Genomic DNA, 22,594 nt, shown 5'->3' on the forward strand with positions numbered 1-22,594 from the left:
GGCCCACCGACCGCTCCCGGGATTCCGGGTGGTGGTGGGCTGCCCGCGACACCGTTCGACGGTGCGCGACGCTCCTGGAGATCCCTGCCCGGGGGCAGACCCTCCTGCCGGATGTCCCGCTCTGGTGGCGCCGGTTTCCCTTGCGGGGCCGGACACGGGACTCAGCTCCGGAGAATTCTACAGGGTGCTCACGGCTGCTTCCTACCGAGGTGCTTCCTGGTCCACTCCACCGCGTCGGCGTACCGTGCCTCGGCTCCGTGCCGGGTGGGCTCGTAGTACGCGCGGTCCTTCAGGGCGTCCGGGGCGTACTGCTGCCGCGCGATGCCCTCGGGCAGGTCGTGCGGGTACACGTACCCCTGCGCGTGGCCCAGTTTGGCCGCGCCCTTGTAGTGCCCGTCGCGCAGATGCGGCGGCACGGGCCCGGCCAGCCCCTTGCGCACGTCGTCCAGGGCGGCGCCGATCGCGGTGGTGGCCGCGTTGGACTTGGGGGCCAGGGCGAGGGCGATGGTGGCGTGGCTCAGAGTGAGGGCCGCCTCGGGGAAGCCGATCATGGCGACGGCCTGGGCGGCGGCGACCGCGATCGGCAGCGCGTTCGGGTCGGCGAGGCCGATGTCCTCGCTGGCGGAGATCATCAGGCGGCGGGCGATGAAGCGGGGGTCCTCGCCGGCCTCGATCATCCGGGCCAGGTAGTGCAGGGCGGCGTCGACGTCGGAGCCGCGGATGGACTTGATCAGGGCGCTGGCGACGTCGTAGTGCTGGTCGCCGGAGCGGTCGTACTTCACGGCGGCCCGGTCGACCGTCTCCTCCAGGGTGGCCAGGGAGATCGCCGCCTCGCCCTTGTCCAGCGCGGCCCCCGCGGCGGCCTCCAGGGCGGTCAGGGCGCGGCGGGCGTCCCCGCCGGCGATGCGCACCAGATGGTCCCCGGTGTCCTCGGGGAGGGTGACGGCGCCCTTCAGGCCCCGTTCGTCGCCGAGCGCGCGGTGCATCAGGCCGCGGACGTCGTCGTCGGTGAGGGGTTCGAGGGTGAGCAGGAGGGAGCGGGAGAGCAGGGGGGAGATGACCGAGAAGTAGGGGTTCTCGGTGGTCGCGGCGATCAGCGTGACCCAGCGGTTCTCGACCGCGGGGAGCAGGGAGTCCTGCTGGGCCTTGCTGAAACGGTGGATCTCGTCGAGGAAGAGGACGGTCTCCGTGCCGTACCCGCCGGAGGCGCGGCGGGCGCCGTCGATGACCGCGCGGACCTCCTTGACGCCCGCGGTGATCGCCGACAGCTCGACGAAACGCTTGTTGGTGGCCTTGGAGACGACGTAGGCCAGGGTCGTCTTGCCGGTGCCGGGAGGCCCCCACAGGAACACCGAGGACGGGCCCGCGGGGCCCGAGGCACCCTCGCCGACCAGCCGGCGCAGGGGGGAGCCCGGCTTCAGCAGATGCTGCTGGCCCACCACCTCGTCGAGCGTGCGCGGGCGCATCCGCACGGCGAGGGGGCTGCCGGTCGGGTCCTTCTGCTGGCGTTCTTCTGCTGCGGCGGTGAACAGGTCGGGCTCCACGTCGGCAACCCTAAAGGACCGCACCGACAACGCGGCGGGCCCGTCAGCTGGTCCAGAAATGCCACCAGCGGGTCAGGATCAGCATGCCGATGACGCCGATGTGCAGCACCGGCATGACCCAGGTGAACTCGCCGAAGAAGCTCTTCAGCCAGCCGGGGGCGGGCAGGAAGCCCTTGCGGACGTTGAACGACGTCACGTACCAGAACATGATGATCGTGGCGACCCAGGCCAGGCAGCACCACAGGCACAGGGCGTTGATCCGGTACAGGGACTGGAACATCAGCCAGGCGCAGAAGCCGGTGCCGAACAGGGTGCCCGCGTTGAGAGTGAGCCAGTACCAGCGGGGGAAGCGGGCCCCGGCGAGCAGGCTCATGCCGACGCAGACGACGATGCCGTAGGTGACCAGGCCCAGCATCGGGTTGGGGAACCCGAAGACGGACGCCTGGTCGCTCTCCATCACGCTGCCGCAGGAGACCACCGGGTTGAGACTGCATCCGGGGACGAACGTCTCGCCCTTGACCTTGGCCTCGAGCAGCTTGAACTTGTCCAGCGTGATGACCCACGCGGCGAGTACGCCGGCCGCGCCGGTGATGACCAGGAGCAGGGCGAACGCACGGCCGGCGCCTTCGCGGGGCGGCCCGGCGGCGGGTCCCGGCGAAGGCTCGGGCACGGTGGACACGTCCTTCACAGTCGTCTTGCTCATCACGCCGATTCCGTCGCTGGGGAGGGTGGACCTGCTTCGGGCAGGGCCATTGTGCCGCACGCACCTGTGCACCCACCGCCCACTGGCCACAAGAACGTACGAGTCACCCCCGTGAGGGCTCGGTTTCGGCCGCCGTCTGTGCCATGACCGCACACACGCCCCAGCCGGGTCCCCCGTTCGGACGAATCGGCGTCCCCCGGGTTCCCGGAGTCCCCGGGGTTCCCGGCATCGACGACGGAGGCGCCGGGTGCCGCAGGGGCACACCGGCGCCTCCGTGGCGCGTGGTCCGCGCGTGGCCGCGTACGGGGATCAGCCGAGCCGTGCCTCCAGCTCGGCCACGATCTCGTTCACGCCGACCGCGGTCTGCTCGCCGGACCCCATGTCCTTGAGCTGGACGACGCCCTCGGCGAGGTCGCGCTCGCCGAGCACCAGGGCGTAGCGCGCGCCCGAGCGGTTGGCCGCCTTCATCGCCGCCTTCAGGCCCTTGCCGCCGTAGGCGAAGTCGGCGGCGACGCCGTTCTTGCGCAGTTCGGTGACCTTGGCGAACAGCACCCGGCGGGCCTCGTCGCCGAGCGGGACGGCGAACACGCTGGTGGTGGCGGGGAGCTCGAGTTCGACGCCCTCCGCCTCCAGGGCCAGCACGGTGCGGTCGACACCGAGCGCCCAGCCGACGGACGGCAGCGCGGGGCCGCCGATCATCTCGGAGAGACCGTCGTAGCGGCCCCCGCCGCCCACCGCGGACTGGGAGCCCAGACCGTCGTGGACGAACTCGAAGGTGGTGCGCGTGTAGTAGTCCAGGCCGCGCACCAGCCTCGGGTCGTCCTCGAACGAGACGCCCGCGGCCGTGATCAGCTCGCGGACCTCCTCGTGGTACGTCTTGCAGGTGTCGCACAGGTAGTCGCGCAGCAGGGGGGCGCCGGTCAGCTGCTTCTGGACCGACTCGCGCTTGTCGTCCAGGACGCGCAGCGGGTTGATCTCCGCGCGGCGCAGGGTGTCCTCGTCCAGGTCCAGGCCGCGCAGGAAGTCCTGCAGTGCGGACCGGTAGACGGGGCGGCACTCCTTGTCCCCCAGGGAGTTCAGCAGGATGCGGAAGCCGCTGAGCCCCAGGGAGCGGTACGCCTGGTCCGCCAGGATGATCAGTTCGGCGTCCAGCGCCGGGTCCTCGGCGCCGATCGCCTCCGCGCCCACCTGGGAGAAGTGGCGGTACCGGCCCTTCTGGGGGCGCTCGTAGCGGTAGTACGAGCCGGAGTACCAGAGCTTGACCGGGAGGTTGCCGGCCTTGTGCAGGTTGGCCTCCAGGGCCGCGCGCAGCACGGAGGCCGTGCCTTCGGGCCGCAGGGCGAGGCGGTCGCCGCCCTTGGTCTCGAAGGCGTACATCTCCTTGGTGACGATGTCGGTGGACTCGCCGACACCGCGCGCGAACAGCTCGACGTTCTCGAAGCCGGGTGTCTCGATGTAGCCGTAACCGGAGTCGCGCAGCGGGGCGGCGATGGCCTCGCGGACGGCGAGGTACTTGGCGCTGTCCGGAGGGATCAGGTCGTAGGTGCCCTTGGGGGCCTTGAAGGTGCTCACGGAAGGTCTTGTCACATTCCTCGTCGGGGAGCGTCGGCGGCGCCGCGTCCTTGGCGGTCTGCCGCCACCTGCCGCAGATACGGGTTGGTGGCGCGCTCCTGGCCGATGGTCGTCTGGGGTCCGTGTCCGGACAGCACCACGGTCGAGTCGTCGAGCGGCAGGCACACACGCGCCAGCGAGTCGAGCAGGTCGGCCATGTCACCGCCGGGCAGGTCGGTGCGTCCGATGGAGCCGGCGAACAGCAGGTCGCCCGAGAAGAAGACCGGCGGGATGTCCGCCGCCTCGGGCAGGCCGAAGGTCACCGACCCCTTGGTATGCCCCGGCGCGTGCGCGACCGTCAGCTCCAGTCCGGCCAGTTCGAGTTTCACGCCGTCGGCCAGCTCCTTGACGTCGTCCGGCTCCCCCACGGTCAGCTCGCCCATCAGCGGCATCCCGATGGAGCGGCCCAGGGCCTTCTCGGGGTCGCTCATCATGTACCGGTCGTCGGGGTGGATCCAGGCCGGTACGTCGTGCGCCCCGCACACGGGGACGACGGAGGCCACGTGGTCGATGTGGCCGTGGGTGAGGACGACGGCGACGGGCTTCAGCCGATGCTTGCGGACCGCCTCCTCCACTCCCGGGGCGGCCTGATGGCCGGGGTCGATGATCACGCACTCCTCACCGGCGGCGGGGGCGACGAGATAACAGTTCGTCCCCCAGGCCCCGGCGGGGAACCCGGCAATGAGCACGATCGTCCTTCGTTGTGTCGAGGGTCGTGTCGACGGTTGTGTCGATACGGGAGGCTTGCGACGGGGCTCGCGCCCGTCGTCAGAGCCTACCGGCGCTGCCGATTCCACAGCGAACCCATATACGGTACGGGGCACACGCAGACGGTCGGTCCGCCGCAGGCACGCGTACCGGTCGGCACACGAGACGCATGAGGAGTAAACCCGGTGGTCAGCCAGGAACAGCGGCGGCGTCAGCTCGCGCGGGAGAAGTTCTTGCGGCAGCAGCAGCGGCGCACCCAGGCACGACGCAAGGCGCGGACCCGCAACTCGGTGATCGCTTCCGCGCTCGGCGTGGTCCTGATCGGCAGCCTCGCGCTGTACACGGCCGGGGCGTTCGAATCGGATGGGGACAAGGCCAACGCGAGCGCGGAGGTCACGCCGAGCGCCGAGGCGACCGGCAAGGCGCCCGACCCGTGCGAGAAGCCGGCCGGGGGCGAGGTCGCGTCGAAGACCTGGAAGAAGGAGCCGGCGATCTCCATCGACGAGTCGGCGAAGTACACGATGACGCTCGAGACGACCTGCGGCACGATCGACATGGCGCTCAAGGCGTCGGCGGCCCCGCACACCGTCAACTCGTTCAACTTCCTCGCCGACAAGGGCTACTTCGACCACAGCAAGTGCCACCGGCTCACCACCAACGGCATCTACGTGCTGCAGTGCGGTGATCCGACGGGCACCGGCACCGGCGGTCCCGGCTACACGATCCCGGACGAGAACCTGAAGGACGAAAGCCTGAAGGACAACACGTACCCGGCGGGCACCGTCGCGATGGCGAACACCGGGCAGAAGGACAGCGGCGGCAGCCAGTTCTTCCTGGTGTACGAGGACAGCCCGCTCCCGCCGAGCTACACGCCGTTCGGCACCGTCTCGGAGGCCGGCATGAAGGTCCTGAAGAAGATCGCCGCCGCCGGTGACGGCACCGGAGCGGGTGACGGCCCGCCCAACGCGACGGTCGTGATCGACAAGGCGACCGTCACCGAATCCTGACCGCCCAGCTGCGGAATTTCGGTCGCGCGGGATGCGGACAGGTGTCCCGTCGGTCGCCTATGTTGGCCGTGACGAAAACTGTGGACGATGCCCGGGGGTAGCAAAGCCCTCTGCAGGCATCATGTGGAGGAGGCGCTGTGAGCAGCGACCCGTGGGGCCGCGTCGACGAGACGGGCACCGTGTACGTGCGTACGGCCGACGGAGAGCAGGTCGTCGGTTCCTGGCAGGCGGGCTCCCCCGAGGAGGCACTGGCCTACTTCGAACGCAAGTACGAGGGCCTGGTTGTCGAGATCGGCCTCCTCGAGAAGCGCGTGAAGACCACCGACCTGTCCTCGAAGGACGCCATGACGGCGGTCGAGCACCTGCGGGAGCAGGTCGACGCCCATCACGCGGTCGGTGATCTGGCCGCCCTGCGCGTGCGTCTGGACAAGCTCGTGGAGCTGGTGGACAAGCGGCGCGAGGAGCGCAGGGCGCAGCGGGCGAAACAGTCCGACGAGGCCCGTCAGGCCAAGGAGGCGCTGGTCGCCGAGGCGGAGGAGCTGGCGGGCTCGGACCAGTGGCGGGCGGCCGGTGAGCGGCTGCGGGCGCTGGTGGACACCTGGAAGGGGCTGCCCCGGCTGGACCGCAAGTCCGACGACGAGCTGTGGCACCGCTTCTCGCACGCCCGGTCGGCGTTCTCCAAGCGGCGCAAGCAGCACTTCGCGCACTTGGACGCGCAGCGCGAGGAGGCCCGCAAGACCAAGGAGCGTCTGGTCACCGAGGCGGAGGCGCTGTCGGACTCGACGGACTGGGGCGCGACGGCGGCACGCTACCGGGACCTGATGGCGGAGTGGAAGGCCGCGGGCCGCGCCCAGCGCGAGCACGAGGAGGACCTGTGGAACCGCTTCCGCGGCGCCCAGGACGTCTTCTTCGCCGCCCGCGGCTCGGTCTTCGCCGAGCGTGACGCGGAGCAGGCGGAGAACCTCAAGCTCAAGGAGGAGCTGGCCGAGGAGGCCGAGAAACTCCTGCCGATCACGGATCTGAAGGCCGCCCGTGCCGCGTTCCGCGCGCTCAACGAGCGCTGGGAGGCCATCGGCCATGTGCCGCGGGACGCCCGGCCGAAGGTCGAGGGCCGGATGCAGACCGTGGAGCGGGCCATGCAGGAGGTCGAGGAGGCCGAGTGGCGCCGGACCAACCCGGAGGCGCGCGCGCGTGCCGAGGGCCTGACCGGTCAGCTCCAGGCCGCCGTGGACAAGCTGAGGGGCCAGATCGAGCAGGCGCGGACGCAGGGCAACGAGGCCAGGGCCCAGAAGCTCGAGCGGGAGCTGGAGGGCCGCCAGGCGCTGCTGGACCAGGCGCTGAAGGGGCTGCAGGAGTTCGGCGGCTGACGACGGTCGCCGCGCGCTGAGTGGGGCTCCCGTACCGGGTGTACGGGAGCCCCTCTTCCGTGTGCTTCGTGCTCCGTGGCCTGCGTGCCGTGCACGGCGGCGGGGCTACCGGTTGCGGGCCGAGGTCACCCGGTACACGTCGTAGACGCCCTCCACGCCCCGTACCGCCTTCAGGACGTGCCCGAGGTGCTTCGGGTCGCCCATCTCGAAGGTGAAGCGGGAGGTGGCGACACGGTCGCGGGAGGTCTGGACGGCCGCGGAGAGGATGTTGACGTGCTGGTCGGACAGCACGCGCGTGACGTCCGACAGCAGCCTGGAGCGGTCCAGCGCCTCGACCTGGATGGCGACCAGGAAGACCGAGGACTGGGTGGGCGCCCACTCCACCTCGAGGATGCGCTCGGGCTCCCGGGACAGCGAGTCGACGTTCACGCAGTCGCTGCGGTGGACCGAGACACCGCTGCCGCGGGTCACGAAACCGATGATCGGGTCACCGGGGACCGGCGTACAACAGCGGGCCAGCTTGACCCAGACGTCGTCGACGCCCTTGACGACGACTCCGGGATCGGCGCTGGTGCGGCGCTTGCGACCGCGGCCGCGGGCCGGCGGCACCGACTCGTCGATCTCCTCGGTGGCCGCCTCCTCCCCGCCGAGGGCCTGCACCAGCTTCTGGACGATGTTCTGCGCGGCGACATGGCCCTCGCCGATCGCCGCGTAGAGCGCGGAGATGTCCGAGTAACGCATCTCGTGCGCCAGCGTGACCAGCGAGTCGCCGGTGAGGATGCGCTGGATCGGCAGGTTCTGCTTGCGCATCGCACGGACGATGGAGTCCTTGCCCTGCTCGATGGCCTCGTCGCGGCGCTCCTTGGAGAACCAGGCGCGGATCTTGTTGCGGGCGCGCGGCGACTTCACGAAGCCGAGCCAGTCCCGGGAGGGGCCCGCGCCGGCCGCCTTGGAGGTGAAGACCTCCACCAGGTCACCGTTGTCCAGGGTCGACTCGAGCGGTACGAGACGGCCGTTGACCCGCGCCCCGATGGTGCGGTGGCCGACCTCGGTGTGGACCGCGTACGCGAAGTCCACCGGGGTGGCACCGGCGGGGAGCGCTATGACGTCGCCCTTGGGCGTGAAGACGAAGACCTCGTTGCGGGACAGGTCGAAGCGCAGCGACTCCAGGAACTCCCCGGGGTCCTCGGTCTCCTTCTGCCAGTCGAGGAGCTGCCGCAGCCACGCCATGTCGTTGACGGCGGCGGAGTCCTTGCCGGCCTTGCCCGCTGCCTTGGGCACGTCCGTGCGGACCTTGGAGGCGCCGGCGACGGCCTCCTGCTTGTACTTCCAGTGCGCGGCGATGCCGTACTCGGCTCGGCGGTGCATGTCGAAGGTGCGGATCTGGAGCTCGACGGGCTTGCCGCCGGGGCCGATGACCGTCGTGTGCAGCGACTGGTACATGTTGAACTTGGGCATCGCGATGTAGTCCTTGAACCGGCCGGGGACCGGGTTCCATCGCGCGTGCACCGTGCCGAGGGCCGCGTAGCAGTCGCGGACGGTGTCCACGAGGACGCGGATGCCCACCAGGTCGTAGATCTCCGCGAAGTCCCGGCCGCGGACGATCATCTTCTGGTAGACGCTGTAGTAGTGCTTGGGGCGGCCGGTGACGGTGGCCTTGATGCGTGCGGCCCGCAGGTCCTGCTGCACCTCGTCGGTGACGACGGCGAGGTACTCGTCGCGCTTGGGGGCGCGCTCGGCGACCAGGCGGACGATCTCGTCGTACATCTTGGGGTAGAGGATCGCGAAGGCGAGGTCCTCCAGCTCCCACTTGATGGTGTTCATGCCCAGCCGGTGGGCGAGCGGCGCGTAGATCTCCAGGGTCTCGCGCGCCTTCTTCTCCTGCTTCTCGCGCTTGAGGTAGCGCATGGTGCGCATGTTGTGCAGGCGGTCGGCGAGCTTGATGACCAGGACGCGGGGATCCTTGGCCATGGCGACGACCATCTTGCGCACGGTCTCGGCCTGCGCGGCCTCGCCGAACTTGACCTTGTCCAGCTTGGTGACGCCGTCGACCAGCAGGGCGACGGTGTCGTCGAAGTCGCGGCGGAGCTGCTCCAGGCCGTACTCGGTGTCCTCCACCGTGTCGTGCAGCAGGCCGGCCATCAGGGTGGCCGGGTCCATGCCCAGTTCGGCGAGGATCGTGGTCACGGCGAGCGGATGCGTGATGTACGGGTCGCCGCTCTTGCGCTTCTGGCCGCGGTGCCAGCGCTCGGCGACCTGGTAGGCGCTCTCGATCTGGCGGAGCGTGGCGTTCTCGATCTTGGGGTCGTTGCTGCGGACTATCCGCAGCAACGGTTCCAGCACCGGGTTGTACGGGTTGGCGCGCTGCACACCGAGTCGGGCCAGCCGGGCGCGGACGCGGTTGGAGGAGCCGGAGCGGGCGGGCTGTCCGGTGTTCGGGCGGACCATGGGGGCGGAGCGCTCGGGCGGTCCCCCCGCTCGAGCGGAGTCGAGAGGGGGGGCGGGCTTGGGACGCGGCTGCTCGGGCTTGTCCGCGGCAAAGGCCTGGGCGTGCTGGACCGGCCCGCGCGTGTCGTTCTTCGCGTAGGGCGTGCTGGGCGCGGGCTTGGCCGCCGCAGCCGAGTCGGACTTGGGCTTGTCTGCGGTCAGGTGCTGGGCCTCGTCTGGCAAGAGGACTCCTCGTGCGCTTTCCGGGTCCCCCGGCAGGCTCCGGAGCCCCCATGGTAGCCATCCCCGGCCGATGGCTCTCCTGCGGACCGGTGTGAGGACCGTCTACCCGTGAAACGCACGGGGCGGGCACCGGATTCCTCCGGTGCCCGCCCCGTGCGGTGTCCGCCGCGCTCCACGCGCGTCCCGCGTCGCCGCTCAGAGCGTGAGAAGCGCCTCCAACGGGGCACCGGCCAGGGCCGGCTCCACCCGGGCCCGGCCGCCGAGGAAACCGAGTTCCATCAGCACGGCGAGGCCCACGACCTCGGCGCCGGCCCTGCGGATGAGCCGCACCGACGCCTCGGCGGTACCGCCGGTGGCGAGCACGTCGTCGATCACCAGGACGCGGTCGGCGGCGGTCAGGTCCTCGGCGTGCACCTCGATCTCGGCGGAGCCGTACTCCAGGTCGTACGCCTGACTGAGGGTGGCTCCGGGGAGCTTGCCCGCCTTGCGCACGGGGATGAACCCGAGGCCGGCCTGGACGGCGACCGGGGCGCCGAGGATGAAGCCCCGGGCCTCCAGGCCGACGACCTTGGTGGCGCCGGTGGCTTCGGCGATCCCGACGAGGGCGTCGCTGAGCACGGCGAACGCCTTGGGGTCGGCCAGGAGCGGGGTGATGTCCTTGAACATCACACCCGGCTCCGGGTGGTCCTCGACGTCCCGGATACGGCTCAGCAGCAGTGCGGAGGCGTCGGTTGTTTCGGTCATCTGCGTTTTCCTGGGGGTCGGCCGCGACCGCGGTTGCGGGACGCGGGTTGATGGCGTGGTCCCACGACGGCGGGAACGGCGTCCGCCGGCCCGTCGTCGTGGCTGTCGTCGGGCACCCGGTTCTCGGCCGGCTCGCCCGTGTCCGTGCCCTGGGCCCGCTTGGCCAGGACACGCTTCTTCAGGGTCCGCATCGACGGCTCGCGCTCCTTGAGGTCGGCGACGAGCGGCGTGGCGATGAAGATCGAGGAGTACGCACCGGCGGCGAGACCGACGAACAGCGACAGCGAGATGTCGTTCAGCATGCCGGCGCCGAGGACTCCGCCGCCGATGAACAGCAGGGCGCCCACCGGCAGCAGCGCGACCACCGTGGTGTTGACGGAGCGGACCAGCGTGCCGTTGATGGAGCGGTTGGCGATCTCGCTGTAGGTCCAGCGGGTCTGCTTGGTGATGTCGTGGGTCTGTTCCTTGAGGCTGTCGAACACCACGACCGTGTCGTAGAGAGAGTAGCCGAGGATGGTCAGCAGCCCGATCACCGTACCCGGGGTGACCTCGAAGCCCACGAGGGCGTAGATGCCGACGGTGATGGTGATGTCGTGGATCAGCGCGATGAACGCGGCGACGGCCATGCGCCACTCGAAGGCGATGGCCAGATAGATCACGACCAGGAACAGGAAGATGCCGAGGCCCAGCCAGGCCTTGTTGGCGATCTGCTCGCCCCAGCTGGGACCGACCAGGTCCGCGTTGATCTGCTCGGGACTGACCTTCAGGTCCTGGGAGAGCTCCGTCTTGATCTTGCCCGAGACACCGGTGTCGATGGCCGTGATCTGGATGCGCAGACTGCCGTCACCGAGCTTCTGGACGATGGCGTCGTGGCCGGAGGCCTCTTCCGCGTAGGTCTCGGCCTGGGCGACCGAGGCGCTCATGTTCTTCGGGGTGGTGAAGACCGCCCCGCCCTGGAACTCGATGCCCATGTGGAGGCCGCGCACCGCCAGGCCGACGATGGCCAGGACGGTGATCAGGATGGAGATGCCGTACCAGATCTTGCGGCTCTTGATGAAGTCGTAGCCGACCTCACCGTGGTGCAGTCGGGCGCCGAGACCACCGAGCTTCGACATCTCTCACGCCTCCTTCGGGTGGGAGGGGGCGGAGTGGTGGCGGGTGCGGCGCAGCGGCGGCTTCGCTCCCAGGGCCTTCGGATCGAGACCGGACCACTTGTGACCGCTCGCGAAGAACTTCCGGCGGGCCATCAGCGTCAGCAGCGGCTTGGTGAACAGGAACACCACCACGACGTCGAGCACCGTGGTCAGGCCGAGCGTGAACGCGAAGCCCTGGACCTTGCCGACGGTGACGACGAAGAGCACCGCGGCGGCGAGGAACGAGACGAAGTCGGAGACCAGGATGGTGCGCCGGGCGCGCGGCCAGGCCCGCTCCACGGCGGGGCGCAGGGTGCGGCCCTCACGGATCTCGTCCCGCACGCGTTCGAAGTAGACGATGAATGAGTCCGCCGTGATACCGATCGCGACGATGGCGCCGCAGACGGCCGGCAGGTTCAGCGCGAAGCCGATGGTCGGGCCGAGCAGGGCCATGATCACATAGGTGAGGGACGCGGACACCAGCAGCGAGGCGACGGCGATGAAGGACAGACCGCGGTAGTAGACCAGCAGGTACAGGACGACCAGGGCGAGGCCGATCGCGCCGGCGATGAGACCGGCGTGCAGCTGGTCACCGCCGAGCGCTGCGGTGACGGTGGTGACGCTGTCCTCGCGGAACGTCAGCGGCAGCGCGCCGTAGGACAGCATGTTGGCGAGTTCCTCGGCCGACTTCTGCGTGAAGTTGCCGGAGATCTCCGCGTTGCCGCCGGTGAGGGCCTGGTTGACATAGGGGTCGGAGACGACCTCGCCGTCCAGGACGATGGCGAACTGGTTCTGCGGGGGCGCGTTCTGGGCCAGCTTGCCGGTGATGTCGGCGAACTTGCTGCTGCCCTTGTCCGTGAAGTCCATGGTGACGGTCCAGCCGGCACCGGAGTGCGTGTTGAGGACGGCCTTGGCCTGGTCGACGTCCGTGCCGTCGACGGCGGCGGGGCCGAGGATGTACTTCTGCCACTGGCCCTGGGAGTTCTGGCCGCAGGCCACGGTCGAGTCGGTGGACTTGGCGCCGTCTCCGGCGGTGGCGCGGACGCTCGCCTTGGTGCAGTCGAGCGCGGCGTACTGGGCCTGGAGCCTGCTGTCCGTACCGCCCGTGGCGGACGGGGAGGGGGTGGCCCTGCCCTCGGCCGGGCCGCTGGGGGCCGCCGACGGCTTGGCGTCGGCCTTCAGGGCGTCGGTGACCGCGCGTCCCTGGGTGGTGGGGTTCGCCGACGGGCTGGCGGAGGCGGACGGAGACCTCTCGTCGGTGGTCTTGTCCGTGGCCTTCTCGCTCGCCTTGTCGATGGCCTTGTCCGCTCCGGTGCCCTGGCTCGGGGCGTCACCGGTGGTGCGGGGCGTGGGGGCGGTCCCGCCGGTGGCGAGTTCGGTCGCGAGGACCGGACGGAAGTAGAGCTTGGCGGTGGTGCCGACCTGTTTCCGGGCCTGCTCGGAGTTGGTGCCCTTGGGAATGTTGACGATGATGTTACGGTCGCCCTGCGTCTGGACCTCTGCCTCGGAGACACCGAGGCCGTTGACGCGACGTTCCATGATGGAGACCGCGGTTGCCATGTTGGCCGGGTTGATCGCGGATTCCTGGCCGGCCTCGGGGACCGCCGCCAGCGTGATGCTGGTGCCGCCGGCCAGATCGATGCCCAGACGCGGGGTTCTGTGCCCGGAGGCGAACATGCCTCCGGTGAGCGCCACGATGGCGATCAGGATCAGGGTGAGCGAGCGCCACGGCTTGCTTGTGACGCTCGCCTTGTTTCCCTTTTTGAGTGCAGCCACCTTCGTACTCCCTCTCGGGCCGCCTCGGGCCCGGTCAATGGGCGGGCGGCCATGACTGGTCTGGGGATTCCGTGCGAACGGGGCGGGTCCCAAGGTGCGCGGGCGTGCCCGCGCACCCCGGGGCTCGACTACTTCGCCTCGGAACCGCCCTCGGACTTCTTCGGCTGCTCGTCCGTCTTCGCCTTGGCGGCGGCGTCGGCCGGCTCGTCGGCCGTGTCAGCCGTTTCCTTCTCGTCCTTCTTACCGAAATCGACCGGCGCGTCGTCGGAGGCGGCAGCGCCGGGGGAGTCGTCGGTCTCGGTGAGGGAGGAGGCGTCGTCGGGGACGACGTCGGCGTCGGACTTCAGGTCGTGCTCGATACCGTGGACGATGTGGTTGTACTCGTCGTCGCTCAGGACGGCACCGATGGCGTTCTTCGCGAACAGCAGTTCCACGCCGGGGCCGGCGTCGAGGAGGACCGTGTCCTCACTGACCTCCTTGACCGTGGCGTACATGCCCCCGATCGTGCGGACACCGGAACCCGGCTGCATCTGGTTCCGCATATCGATGGCCTGCTGCTGCTTCTTCTTGGCCGACCGGGTCATCAGGAACATGGCCCCGATGAGCACAATGAACGGGAGGAGGGTCAGGAGACTCACGGGTCGGACTTCCTTCACATGACCGCGATGGTGAACGGCCTGTTGGTTGGGGGTATGTGATGCCGCCTACAAGCGGTGGCACCGGCGGAGTCTAGGCGAGTCCGCGCGCAGGGAACAACGCTCAGCGTGGCACCGGGGTTCCTGGCCCGGCCGGTGCCGGCCCCCTCATGCCCCGAACAAGTCCCCTTGTCCGTTTCCGGTTCCGCGGGAGCCGGGCGGGGTGAGGCCGAGATGCGCCCATGCCGCCGGGGTCGCGATCCGGCCGCGCGGGGTACGGGCGAGCAGGCCCTCCCGGACGAGAAAGGGCTCGGCGACCTCTTCCACCGTCTCACGTTCCTCGCCCACCGCGACGGCGAGCGTGGACAGGCCGACCGGGCCGCCGCCGAACAGCCTGAGCAGCGCGCCGAGCACCGCGCGGTCGAGCCGGTCCAGGCCGCGGCCGTCGACCTCGTAGACCGCCAGGGCCGCCGTGGCGATCTCCCGGGTGATCCTCCCGTCGGCCCTGACCTGGGCGTAGTCGCGGACCCGGCGCAGCAGGCGGTTGGCGATGCGGGGCGTGCCGCGCGAGCGGCCGGCGATCTCGGCGGCGCCGTCGGCCTCTATCCCGACCTCCAAAAGGCCCGCCGAGCGGTGCACGACCCGCTCCAGCTCGGTGGGCTCGTAGAACTCCATGTGCGCGGTGAAGCCGAAGCGGTCGCGCAGCGGGGGCGGCAGCAGGCCCGCCCGGGTGGTGGCGCCGACCAGGGTGAACGGGGGCAGCTCGAGGGGGATGGCGGTCGCGCCGGGGCCCTTGCCGACGATGACGTCGACGCGGAAGTCCTCCATCGCCATGTACAGCATCTCCTCGGCGGGCCGGGACATCCGGTGGATCTCGTCGAGGAACAGCACCTCGCCCTCCTGGAGGGAGGACAGGACCGCCGCCAGGTCGCCGGCGTGCTGGATGGCGGGCCCGGAGGTGATCCGGATGGGGGCCTCCATCTCCGCCGCGATGATCATCGAGAGGGTGGTCTTGCCCAGGCCGGGGGCCCCGGACAGCAGCACGTGGTCGGCGGTGGCGCCCCGCGCGCGGGCGGCGCGCAGCACCAGGTCGAGCTGCTCGCGGACCTTCTCCTGGCCGATGAACTCGTCCAGGTCCTTGGGCCGCAGGGCGGCCTCGACGGCCTGGTCCTCCCCGTCGGCGACAGATCCCACCAGCCGCTCCGCGGCGGCGGGGTCGGTCGTGTCGTCCCAGTTCACTGAAGTCTCCTAGCCGGGGTGGGGCGGGCGTGCGGGTGTTCCGGTCAGGGCCGGCGGCCCGGGTGCCGCATCTGGCGGTGGTGGTCCGTGGGCCGTGGGCCGGACTACCGGGCGCGGTTCAGGGTCTGCAGAGCCGCCTTCAGCAGCGGGCCCACCTGGGGGGTGCCCTCGGCCGCCTCGGCCTGCGGAGTGACGGCGGCGACCGCCTCGTCGGCCTCGCGCGTCGCGTACCCGAGGCCGATCAGGGCGGCGTGCAGCTGGTCGCGCCAGCCCGTGGTGCCGGGACCGGCCGCGGCCGCCGCCGCGCCCACCGGTGCGCCGAGGCGGTCCTTCAGTTCCAGGAACAGCTTCTGGGCGCCCTTCTTGCCGATGCCGGGCACGGCGGTGAGCGCCTTCTCGTCGGTGGTCGCGACGGCCCGCCGCAGCGCGTCCGGGGTGTGCACGGCGAGCATGGCCTGGGCCAGGCGCGGCCCGACGCCGCTGGCGGTCTGCAGCAGCTCGAAGACCTGCCGCTCGTCGTCGTCCGCGAAGCCGTAGAGGGTGAGCGAGTCCTCGCGCACGACCAGGGACGTCGCGAGCCTGGCGTGCGCGCCGACGCGCAGCGCGGACAGCGTGTTGGGCGTGCACTGGACGGCCATGCCGACGCCGCCGACCTCGACGACCGCGGCGTCGGGGGCGAGCGCGGCGACCGGGCCGCTGACGAAGGCGATCATGCGGAGCGCCCCTTCGGTGAGTTCGGTGCTGTGGGTGTGCGCGAGGCGTGCAGGGCGACCGCCTGACGCAGCCGGTTCTGGGCCGGGGCCCGCCAGATGTGGCAGATGGCGAGAGCCAGGGCGTCGGCCGCGTCGGCGGGCTTCGGGGGCGCGTCGAGCCGCAGCAGGCGGGTGACCATCGCGCCGACCTGGGCCTTGTCCGCGCGGCCGGAGCCGGTCACGGCGGCCTTGACCTCGCTGGGCGTGTGCAGGGCGACGGGGATGCCTCGGCGCGAGGCGCACAGCAGGGCGACGGCGCTCGCCTGGGCGGTCCCCATCACCGTCCGGACGTTGTGCTGGCTGAAGACCCGTTCGACGGCGACGAACTCCGGCCGGTGTTCGTCCAGCCACTGTTCCAGGCCCTGCTCGATGGCGACGAGGCGGTCTCCGAGATCGGCGTCGGCGGGCGTGCGTACGACACCGACGCCGAGCATGGTGAGCGGTCGCCCGGCGACCCCCTCGACCACCCCGACACCGCACCGCGTCAACCCCGGGTCGACCCCCAGCACTCGCACGCCGGCCTCCCCTCTCCGCGGCTCATCCGCCGCCGCTCTCGCGGACCTGGCTGATCGCCGCCGGGGTTCCTCGATCGAGGGTCACGGCCCGCGTACGGTGATCTTTGACGTACGTCAGGCTATCGGCTGCCACTGACAGGAGCTGCGGGCCGGTGGGGGCGTGCCCCCACCGGCCCGCTGGAGTCGTCGCGCACGCAGCCGCGTCACACGTCGACCTTCTCCATGATCTCGTCGCTCACGTCGAAGTTGGCGAAGACGTTCTGCACGTCGTCGCTGTCCTCCAGCGCGTCGATCAGCTTGAAGATCTTCTTGGCGCCCTCCTCGTCCAGCTCGACCTGCATGGTCGGGACGAAGTTGGCCTCGGCGGAGTCGTAGTCGATCCCCGCGTCCTGCAGTGCGGTACGGACCTCGACGAGGTCGGTGGCCTCGCTGAGCACCTCGAAGGACTCACCGAGGTCGTTGACCTCCTCGGCGCCCGCCTCCAGGACGGCGGCGAGGACGTCGTCCTCGGCCAGCTCACCCTTGGGGACGATCACGACGCCCTTGCGGTTGAACAGGTACGACACCGAGCCGGGGTCGGCCATCGAGCCGCCGTTGCGGGTCATCGCGACCCGCACGTCCGAGGCGGCGCGGTTGCGGTTGTCGGTGAGGCACTCGATGAGCACCGCGACACCGTTCGGGCCGTAGCCCTCGTACATGATTGTCTCGTAGTCGGCGCCACCGGCCTCGAGACCGCCACCGCGCTTGATGGCGGAGTCGATGTTCTTGTTCGGCACCGACTGCTTCTTGGCCTTCTGAACGGCGTCGTAGAGCGTGGGGTTGCCGTCCAGATCGACACCGCCCATACGCGCGGCGACCTCGATGTTCTTGATCAGCTTCGCGAAGAGTTTGCCGCGCTTGGCATCGAGGACGGCCTTCTTGTGCTTCGTCGTGGCCCATTTGGAGTGGCCGGCCATCTGACTCTCTCCTTCGCGTAACCCATCCCTGCAACAAACTCCCCCAGGGCTCGAAAGCCCGGGAGGTACCCAGGAATCCTACAAGGCGTCGGCCGCCCGGCACTCGCGTGTCATGGTGACGAACAGGCCGTGCACACGGTGATCCCCGGTCAGTTCCGGGTGGAACGACGTGGCCAGGGCGTTGCCCTGGCGGACCGCGACGATGTGGCCGTCGTGCTCGGCGACCACCTCGGCTCCGGCTCCGACGGACTCGACCCAGGGGGCGCGGATGAAGACACCGTGCACGGGGCCGCCCACCACTCCCTTGACGTCGACCGCGGCCTCGAAGGACTCGTTCTGCCGCCCGAAGGCGTTGCGGCGCACGATCATGTCGATCCCGCCCACGGTCTCCTGGCCCGAGCGCGGGTCGAGGATCTTGTCGGCGAGCAGGATCATCCCGGCGCAGGTTCCGTAGACGGGCATGCCTGCGCGCACGCGTGCGCGCAGGGGCTCCATCAGGCCGAACAGGACGGCCAGTTTGGAGATGGTGGTGGACTCACCACCGGGCAGGACCAGACCGTCGACCTCGGCGAGTTCGCCGGGCAGGCGCACCGGCCTGGCCACGGCACCGGCTGCGGCCAGGGCGACGAGGTGCTCCCGTACGTCGCCCTGGAGGGCCAGGACGCCTGTCACGACGTCGCTCATGGCTACCAGCCGCGGTTGGCGTAGCGCTCGGCCTCGGGAAGGGTGTCGCAGTTGATGCCGACCATGGCCTCACCGAGGTTGCGGGACGCCTCCGCGATCACCTTCGGGTCGTCGTAGAAGGTGGTGGCCTTGACAATGGCGGCGGCACGCTTGGCCGGGTCGCCGGACTTGAAGATGCCGGAGCCGACGAAGACGCCCTCGGCGCCGAGCTGGCGCATCAGCGCGGCGTCGGCGGGAGTGGCGACACCGCCGGCGGAGAACAGCACGACCGGCAGCTTGCCCAGCTCGGCGACCTCCTTGACCAGCTCGTACGGAGCGCGCAACTCCTTGGCGGCGGCGTACAGCTCGTGGTTGTCGAAGCCGCGGAGCCGGGCGATCTCGTTCTTGATCTGGCGCAGGTGACGGACGGCCTCGACGACGTTGCCGGTGCCGGCCTCGCCCTTGGAGCGGATCATCGCGGCACCCTCGGCGATGCGGCGCAGGGCCTCGCCGAGATTGGTGGCACCGCAGACGAAGGGGGTGGTGAACGACCACTTGTCGGAGTGGTTGACCTCGTCGGCCGGAGTGAGGACCTCGGACTCGTCGATGTAGTCGACGCCGAGGGACTGCAGGACCTGGGCCTCGACGAAGTGGCCGATGCGGGACTTGGCCATGACCGGGATGGAGACGGCCCCGATGATGCCGTCGATCATGTCCGGGTCGGACATGCGTGCCACACCGCCGTCCTTGCGGATGTCGGCGGGCACGCGCTCCAGGGCCATGACGGCGACGGCGCCCGCGTCCTCGGCGATCTTCGCCTGCTCCGGTGTGACGACGTCCATGATCACGCCGCCCTTGAGCTGCTCGGCCATGCCGCGCTTCACGCGGGCGGTGCCGGTCTCGGGAGCCTGGTTTTCGGAGAGCGTGCTGGACACGAATGACCTCACTGTTGCGAAGAAGGGGTTCCTACAACACTGAGGAAACGTGAATGGACCAGTCCACAGCAAGAGCCAATGATGAGGTGGTGGATCCTTCCGGGCGGTTCCTTCCAGGTGGCTCTCCGGTACGGCCCTCGGCGTGACCGGCTCCGGGCGGGCTCCTGGTCCTCCCGGGCGGGGCCCGCGCTACGCGGCCCGCTCCATCAGGGAGGCCGGGGGTTCGTCGTCCATTTCGAAGGCCATCGGGAACGGCGCGTGCCCCGCCAGCCGGAACCAGCGCACCTTGCGGTGCCGGCGCAGAGCCCGTGCGGCCCGTACGGCGTCGTTGTGGAAACGCCGTGCCATGGGCACCCTGCGAACCGCCTCGGCGAGTTCCAGGGCCGCTTCCTCTCCCCCGGGCGCGTCCCTGACCGCGTCCACCTGCTGCGCCTCGGCGAAGACGGCACGCAGCGCCTGGCTCAGTTCGCTCTCGGCGACCTCCCGTTGCTCCTCCACCGTCTGCCGCGCGGCGTGCGCGGCCTCGTAGAGCACGATCGAGGCGGCCGGGTCGAGCACCCCCGACGTGGCCAGTTCCTGCGCCACTGAGGCGCGACGCAGCAACTGCGCGTCCAGCGCGGCACGGGCGGCGTCGATCCGGGCGTGCAGCCGGTCCAGCCGCCCCGCCGTCCAGCTCAGATAGAGGCCGATCGCGGCGAGGACGACAAGGATCCAGATGAGGGTTGCGGTCACGGGCGGCAAGGCTACCGGGAGCCGCATCCGGGCCCGGACGGGCCGGAGCCCGACCGACGGGTCGGGTCAGGCCCTTCCCGGCCTCAGTCCCGCGTCAGACCGAAGCGTGTCCACCGCTTCGTCGTCCGGTCGTCCGCCGCCACCGCGGCCGCGCCGGCGGTCACCGTCTCGTAGACGGACATGATGTCCGCGCCGACGGTCGACCAGTCGAAGCGGCGGACGTGGGCGCTGCCCCGTTCCCGCAGCTTCGTGCGGCGCTCCGGGTCCTCCAGGAGGCGTATCGCGGCGTCGGCCAGCGCGTCGGCGTCCTCGTTGGGGAACAGTTCGCCCGCCGCCCCCCGGTCGAGGACCTGGGCGAAGGCGTCCAGGTCGGAGGCGAGCACCGGCGCCCCCGCGGACATCGCCTCGACCAGGATGATGCCGAAGCTCTCGCCGCCGGTGTTGGGCGCCACGTACAGGTCGACGCTGCGCAGGAGCCGGGCCTTGTCCTCGTCGCTGACCATGCCGAGGAACTCGACCCGGGAACGGAGTCCGTCGGGCAGGCTCGCGACCGCCTCCTCCTCGTCGCCGCGTCCCGCGACCAGCAGCCGCGCCCGCGGGCGGGCTGCGAGGACCTTCGGCAGGGCCCGCATCAGCACCGGGAGGCCCTTGCGGGGCTCGTCGATACGGCCGATGAAGCCGATCGTCTCCCCCTGCCACCGCGGATCGGCCTCGGCGCGGGCGAAGAATTCGACGTCCACACCGTTCGGGATCACCACGGCGTCCCCGCCGAGGTGTTCGACGAGCGTGCGGCGGGCGTACTCGCTCACCGCGATCCGCGCGCTGATCTTCTCCAGGGCCGCCTGCAGGATGGAGTAGGCGGCGATCATGGCCCTGGAGCGCGGGTTGGACGTGTGGAAGGTGGCCACGATGGGTCCCTCGGCGGCCCAGCAGGTCAGCAGGCCGAGCGAGGGCGAGGTCGGCTCATGGATGTGGATCACGTCGAAGGCGCCCTCGTGCAGCCAGCGCCGCACCCGGGCCGCCGACAGGAAACCGAAGTTGAGCCGGGCCACCGAGCCGTTGTACGGCACCGGCACCGCTCGGCCGGCCGAGACGACGTACGGCGGCAGCGGGGTGTCGTCGTCGGCCGGGGCGAGGACGGACACCTCGTGGCCGAGCCGGATGAAGTACTCGGCCAGGTCACGGATGTGGAACTGGACGCCACCCGGTACGTCCCAGGAGTACGGGCAGACGATGCCGATTCTCACGCGGTCGCCTCCCGCGCGGGGTCGAGGTCCTTGAGCCACAAGCGCTGCAGCATGTGCCAGTCCTCCGGATGCTCGGCGATCCCCGTGGCGAAGGCGTCGGCCAGCGCCTGTGTCATCACGGACGTCTTCTCGGCGCGGGTGCCCGACTCGGGAATTCCGACCGGTGGATGGACCCGCCCCCGCATCACGGGCGAGTCGTCGTACCAGAGCGTCGCCGGCAGCAGCAGTGCGCCGGTCTGCTGGGCGAGCAGGGCTGGGCCGGCCGGCATCCGCGCGGTCTCGCCGAAGAAGTCGACCTCCACGCCGGAGGCCGACAGATCACGGTCGGCGACCAGGCAGACCAGTCCCCCGTCGCGCAGCCGCCGGGCCAGCGTGCCGAACGCGCTGCCGCCGCTGTGCGGGAGCACCTCCATGCCGAGGCCCTCACGGTAGGCGACGAACCGGTCGTACAGCGTCTCCGGCTTCAGGCGCTCGGCCACGGTGGTGAAGGGGATGCCGAGCCCGGTGGTGACCCAGGCGCCCGCGAGATCCCAGTTGGCGAGGTGCGGCAGTGCCAGGACGACGCCCTTGCCGGCCGCCATGCCGTCGGTCAGACGGTGGATGTCCTTGACGTCCACGCAGCCCGCTATACGCTCCCGGCTCCAGGCCGGCAGCCGGAAGGACTCCATCCAGTACCGCAGGTACGAGCGCATGCCCGCGCGGGACAGTTCGGCGAGCCGCTCGGGGCCCGCGCCCGGCACCACGCGCGCGTAGTTACTCTCCAGCCGCAGCACGCCCTTGCCCCGCCGCTTCCAGGCCAGGTCGGCGATGCTCCGGCCGAGCCGTACGGCGACGGGTTCGGGGAGTTTCCTGACGGTGGCCCAGCCGGCGCCGTACAGGGCGTCGGTCAGCCGCTCCTGGACGCTCACTTCGCGGTCTCGCTCCCCCGGGTCTGCTGGTCCTCGGCGGTCTCCCGCGCCCCGGACTCCCGCACCCCTGCCTCCCCCGCCCCGGTCCCCCGTTCCGCGGCCTCGGCCTCGGCGGACTCCCGGCGTACGGTGACGACCCGCTGGATCAGCGTGATCAGGCTGCCGACGGCGACGATCCACAGGGCGATCGGCAGCAGGTACTGGATGCCGGGCACGCCGAACGCGTGCAGGCCCGCCAGACCCGCCGCGACCAGCGAGATCACCAGCCGCTCGGCCCGCTCGATCAACCCGTTCACGGCGACCGGCAGCCCGATCGACTCACCGCGCGCCTTGGTGTACGACACCACCTGGCCGCTGGCCAGGCAGAAGATCGAGACGGCGCACAGCACGAGGTCGTCGCCCCCGCCCGCGTACCAGAGGGCGAAGCCGGCGAAGACGGCCCCGTCGGCGACCCGGTCGAGGGTGGAGTCGAGGAAGGCCCCCCAGCGGCTGGAGCGGCCCAGCTGGCGGGCCATGTTGCCGTCGACGAGGTCGGAGAACACGAACAGCGTGATGACGACCGTGCCCCAGAAGAACTCGCCCATGGGGTAGAAGACCAGCGCGCCCGCGACCACACCCGCGGTGCCGATGAGCGTGACCGTGTCCGGGCTGACCCCCCGCCGGATGAGAAACGCGGCGAACGGCGTGAGGACACGCGTGAAGAATGCACGCGCGTACTTGTTCAGCATGGCCTTCCCGACGGTCGGTGT

Annotated in this window: 21 protein-coding genes; 2 read left to right on the top strand and 19 right to left on the bottom strand. The window is 70.6% G+C overall.

What is annotated here, in order from left to right; translation table 11 throughout:
- Window positions 1-188: 188 nt before the first annotated feature.
- The 4 genes from DIZ27_RS18125 to DIZ27_RS18140 form a co-directional block, all read right to left on the bottom strand.
- A complete protein-coding gene (locus DIZ27_RS18125; RefSeq protein ID WP_109379469.1) occupies window positions 189-1,544 on the bottom strand; it encodes a replication-associated recombination protein A in 1,356 nt (451 codons plus the stop codon).
- Between the two features lie 43 nt (window positions 1,545-1,587).
- Window positions 1,588-2,247 carry a vitamin K epoxide reductase family protein gene (locus DIZ27_RS18130; RefSeq protein WP_181383570.1) on the bottom strand — a complete coding sequence of 220 codons (660 nt, stop codon included), beginning with the start codon at window positions 2,245-2,247 and terminating at the stop codon, window positions 1,588-1,590.
- Between the two features lie 309 nt (window positions 2,248-2,556).
- Entirely contained in the window at window positions 2,557-3,819 is a 1,263-nt protein-coding gene (hisS, locus tag DIZ27_RS18135) for a histidine--tRNA ligase (protein WP_109379471.1), read from the bottom strand.
- 11 nt (window positions 3,820-3,830) lie between these two features.
- Window positions 3,831-4,547: an MBL fold metallo-hydrolase gene (locus DIZ27_RS18140; RefSeq protein ID WP_109379472.1), complete on the bottom strand. Its 717-nt coding sequence runs from the start codon at window positions 4,545-4,547 to the stop codon at window positions 3,831-3,833.
- 204 nt (window positions 4,548-4,751) lie between these two features.
- On the opposite strand from DIZ27_RS18140, the gene DIZ27_RS18145 reads away from it, so the two are divergent.
- Window positions 4,752-5,573 (top strand): peptidylprolyl isomerase, encoded by an 822-nt coding sequence (locus DIZ27_RS18145; RefSeq protein ID WP_109379473.1) that lies wholly within the window; start codon window positions 4,752-4,754, stop codon window positions 5,571-5,573.
- A 137-nt stretch (window positions 5,574-5,710) separates the two neighbouring features.
- On the top strand, window positions 5,711-6,940 hold the full coding sequence (locus DIZ27_RS18150) for a DUF349 domain-containing protein (RefSeq protein WP_109379474.1): 1,230 nt from the start codon (window positions 5,711-5,713) through the stop codon (window positions 6,938-6,940).
- A gap of 105 nt (window positions 6,941-7,045) precedes the next feature.
- Here DIZ27_RS18150 and DIZ27_RS18155 read toward each other — a convergent pair whose 3' ends face one another.
- The 15 genes from DIZ27_RS18155 to pgsA all read right to left on the bottom strand — a co-directional run bounded on the left by DIZ27_RS18155 (window position 7,046) and on the right by pgsA (window position 22,573).
- Window positions 7,046-9,610, bottom strand: a complete 2,565-nt coding sequence (locus DIZ27_RS18155) for a bifunctional (p)ppGpp synthetase/guanosine-3',5'-bis(diphosphate) 3'-pyrophosphohydrolase (RefSeq protein ID WP_109379475.1) — start codon at window positions 9,608-9,610, stop codon at window positions 7,046-7,048.
- Window positions 9,611-9,805: 195 nt separating this feature from the next.
- Window positions 9,806-10,354 carry an adenine phosphoribosyltransferase gene (locus tag DIZ27_RS18160; RefSeq protein ID WP_109379476.1) on the bottom strand — a complete coding sequence of 183 codons (549 nt, stop codon included), beginning with the start codon at window positions 10,352-10,354 and terminating at the stop codon, window positions 9,806-9,808.
- A complete protein-coding gene (secF, locus tag DIZ27_RS18165) occupies window positions 10,351-11,469 on the bottom strand; it encodes a protein translocase subunit SecF (RefSeq protein ID WP_109379477.1) in 1,119 nt (372 codons plus the stop codon). Before secF ends, DIZ27_RS18160 begins: the two co-directional genes overlap by 4 nt.
- Window positions 11,470-11,472: 3 nt before the next feature.
- The gene (gene secD, locus DIZ27_RS18170; protein ID WP_109379478.1) at window positions 11,473-13,263 is read right to left on the bottom strand and encodes a protein translocase subunit SecD; all 1,791 of its coding nucleotides are present in this window, start codon (window positions 13,261-13,263) and stop codon (window positions 11,473-11,475) included.
- A 128-nt stretch (window positions 13,264-13,391) separates the two neighbouring features.
- On the bottom strand, window positions 13,392-13,901 hold the full coding sequence (gene yajC, locus DIZ27_RS18175) for a preprotein translocase subunit YajC (RefSeq protein WP_109379479.1): 510 nt from the start codon (window positions 13,899-13,901) through the stop codon (window positions 13,392-13,394).
- A gap of 165 nt (window positions 13,902-14,066) precedes the next feature.
- Window positions 14,067-15,137, bottom strand: a complete 1,071-nt coding sequence (gene ruvB, locus DIZ27_RS18180) for a Holliday junction branch migration DNA helicase RuvB (protein WP_109379480.1) — start codon at window positions 15,135-15,137, stop codon at window positions 14,067-14,069.
- 104 nt (window positions 15,138-15,241) lie between these two features.
- A complete protein-coding gene (gene ruvA, locus DIZ27_RS18185; protein WP_109379481.1) occupies window positions 15,242-15,850 on the bottom strand; it encodes a Holliday junction branch migration protein RuvA in 609 nt (202 codons plus the stop codon).
- Entirely contained in the window at window positions 15,847-16,404 is a 558-nt protein-coding gene (gene ruvC, locus DIZ27_RS18190) for a crossover junction endodeoxyribonuclease RuvC (protein ID WP_109379482.1), read from the bottom strand. The genes ruvA and ruvC overlap by 4 nt, the downstream gene beginning before the upstream one ends.
- Before the next feature lie 203 nt (window positions 16,405-16,607).
- Window positions 16,608-17,360 (bottom strand): YebC/PmpR family DNA-binding transcriptional regulator, encoded by a 753-nt coding sequence (locus tag DIZ27_RS18195; protein ID WP_109379483.1) that lies wholly within the window; start codon window positions 17,358-17,360, stop codon window positions 16,608-16,610.
- A gap of 78 nt (window positions 17,361-17,438) precedes the next feature.
- On the bottom strand, window positions 17,439-18,044 hold the full coding sequence (pdxT, locus tag DIZ27_RS18200) for a pyridoxal 5'-phosphate synthase glutaminase subunit PdxT (protein ID WP_109379484.1): 606 nt from the start codon (window positions 18,042-18,044) through the stop codon (window positions 17,439-17,441).
- Between the two features lie 2 nt (window positions 18,045-18,046).
- Window positions 18,047-18,958, bottom strand: a complete 912-nt coding sequence (pdxS, locus tag DIZ27_RS18205; RefSeq protein ID WP_109379485.1) for a pyridoxal 5'-phosphate synthase lyase subunit PdxS — start codon at window positions 18,956-18,958, stop codon at window positions 18,047-18,049.
- A 189-nt stretch (window positions 18,959-19,147) separates the two neighbouring features.
- On the bottom strand, window positions 19,148-19,690 hold the full coding sequence (locus DIZ27_RS18210; protein WP_109379486.1) for a hypothetical protein: 543 nt from the start codon (window positions 19,688-19,690) through the stop codon (window positions 19,148-19,150).
- Window positions 19,691-19,773: 83 nt separating this feature from the next.
- On the bottom strand, window positions 19,774-20,937 hold the full coding sequence (locus tag DIZ27_RS18215) for a glycosyltransferase family 4 protein (RefSeq protein ID WP_109379487.1): 1,164 nt from the start codon (window positions 20,935-20,937) through the stop codon (window positions 19,774-19,776).
- Window positions 20,934-21,845, bottom strand: coding sequence for a phosphatidylinositol mannoside acyltransferase (locus DIZ27_RS18220; RefSeq protein ID WP_109379488.1), 912 nt, complete (start codon window positions 21,843-21,845; stop codon window positions 20,934-20,936). The genes DIZ27_RS18215 and DIZ27_RS18220 overlap by 4 nt, the downstream gene beginning before the upstream one ends.
- Window positions 21,842-22,573, bottom strand: coding sequence for a phosphatidylinositol phosphate synthase (gene pgsA / locus DIZ27_RS18225; protein WP_258308429.1), 732 nt, complete (start codon window positions 22,571-22,573; stop codon window positions 21,842-21,844). The genes DIZ27_RS18220 and pgsA overlap by 4 nt, the downstream gene beginning before the upstream one ends.
- Between the last annotated feature and the right edge of the window lie 21 nt (window positions 22,574-22,594).

Origin of the sequence: Streptomyces sp. NWU339, from assembly GCF_003143855.1 — a bacterium.
Classification (GTDB): domain Bacteria; phylum Actinomycetota; class Actinomycetes; order Streptomycetales; family Streptomycetaceae; genus Streptomyces.

Coding starts and splice junctions, on each gene's coding strand:
- DIZ27_RS18130 (WP_181383570.1), bottom strand. CDS start 2,247: ATGAGCAAGACGACTGTGAAGGACGTGTCCACCGTGCCCGAGCCTTCG.
- DIZ27_RS18160 (WP_109379476.1), bottom strand. CDS start 10,354: ATGACCGAAACAACCGACGCCTCCGCACTGCTGCTGAGCCGTATCCGG.
- secF (WP_109379477.1), bottom strand. CDS start 11,469: ATGTCGAAGCTCGGTGGTCTCGGCGCCCGACTGCACCACGGTGAGGTC.
- ruvA (WP_109379481.1), bottom strand. CDS start 15,850: ATGATCGCCTTCGTCAGCGGCCCGGTCGCCGCGCTCGCCCCCGACGCC.
- DIZ27_RS18195 (WP_109379483.1), bottom strand. CDS start 17,360: ATGGCCGGCCACTCCAAATGGGCCACGACGAAGCACAAGAAGGCCGTC.
- pdxT (WP_109379484.1), bottom strand. CDS start 18,044: ATGAGCGACGTCGTGACAGGCGTCCTGGCCCTCCAGGGCGACGTACGG.
- pgsA (WP_258308429.1), bottom strand. CDS start 22,573: ATGCTGAACAAGTACGCGCGTGCATTCTTCACGCGTGTCCTCACGCCG.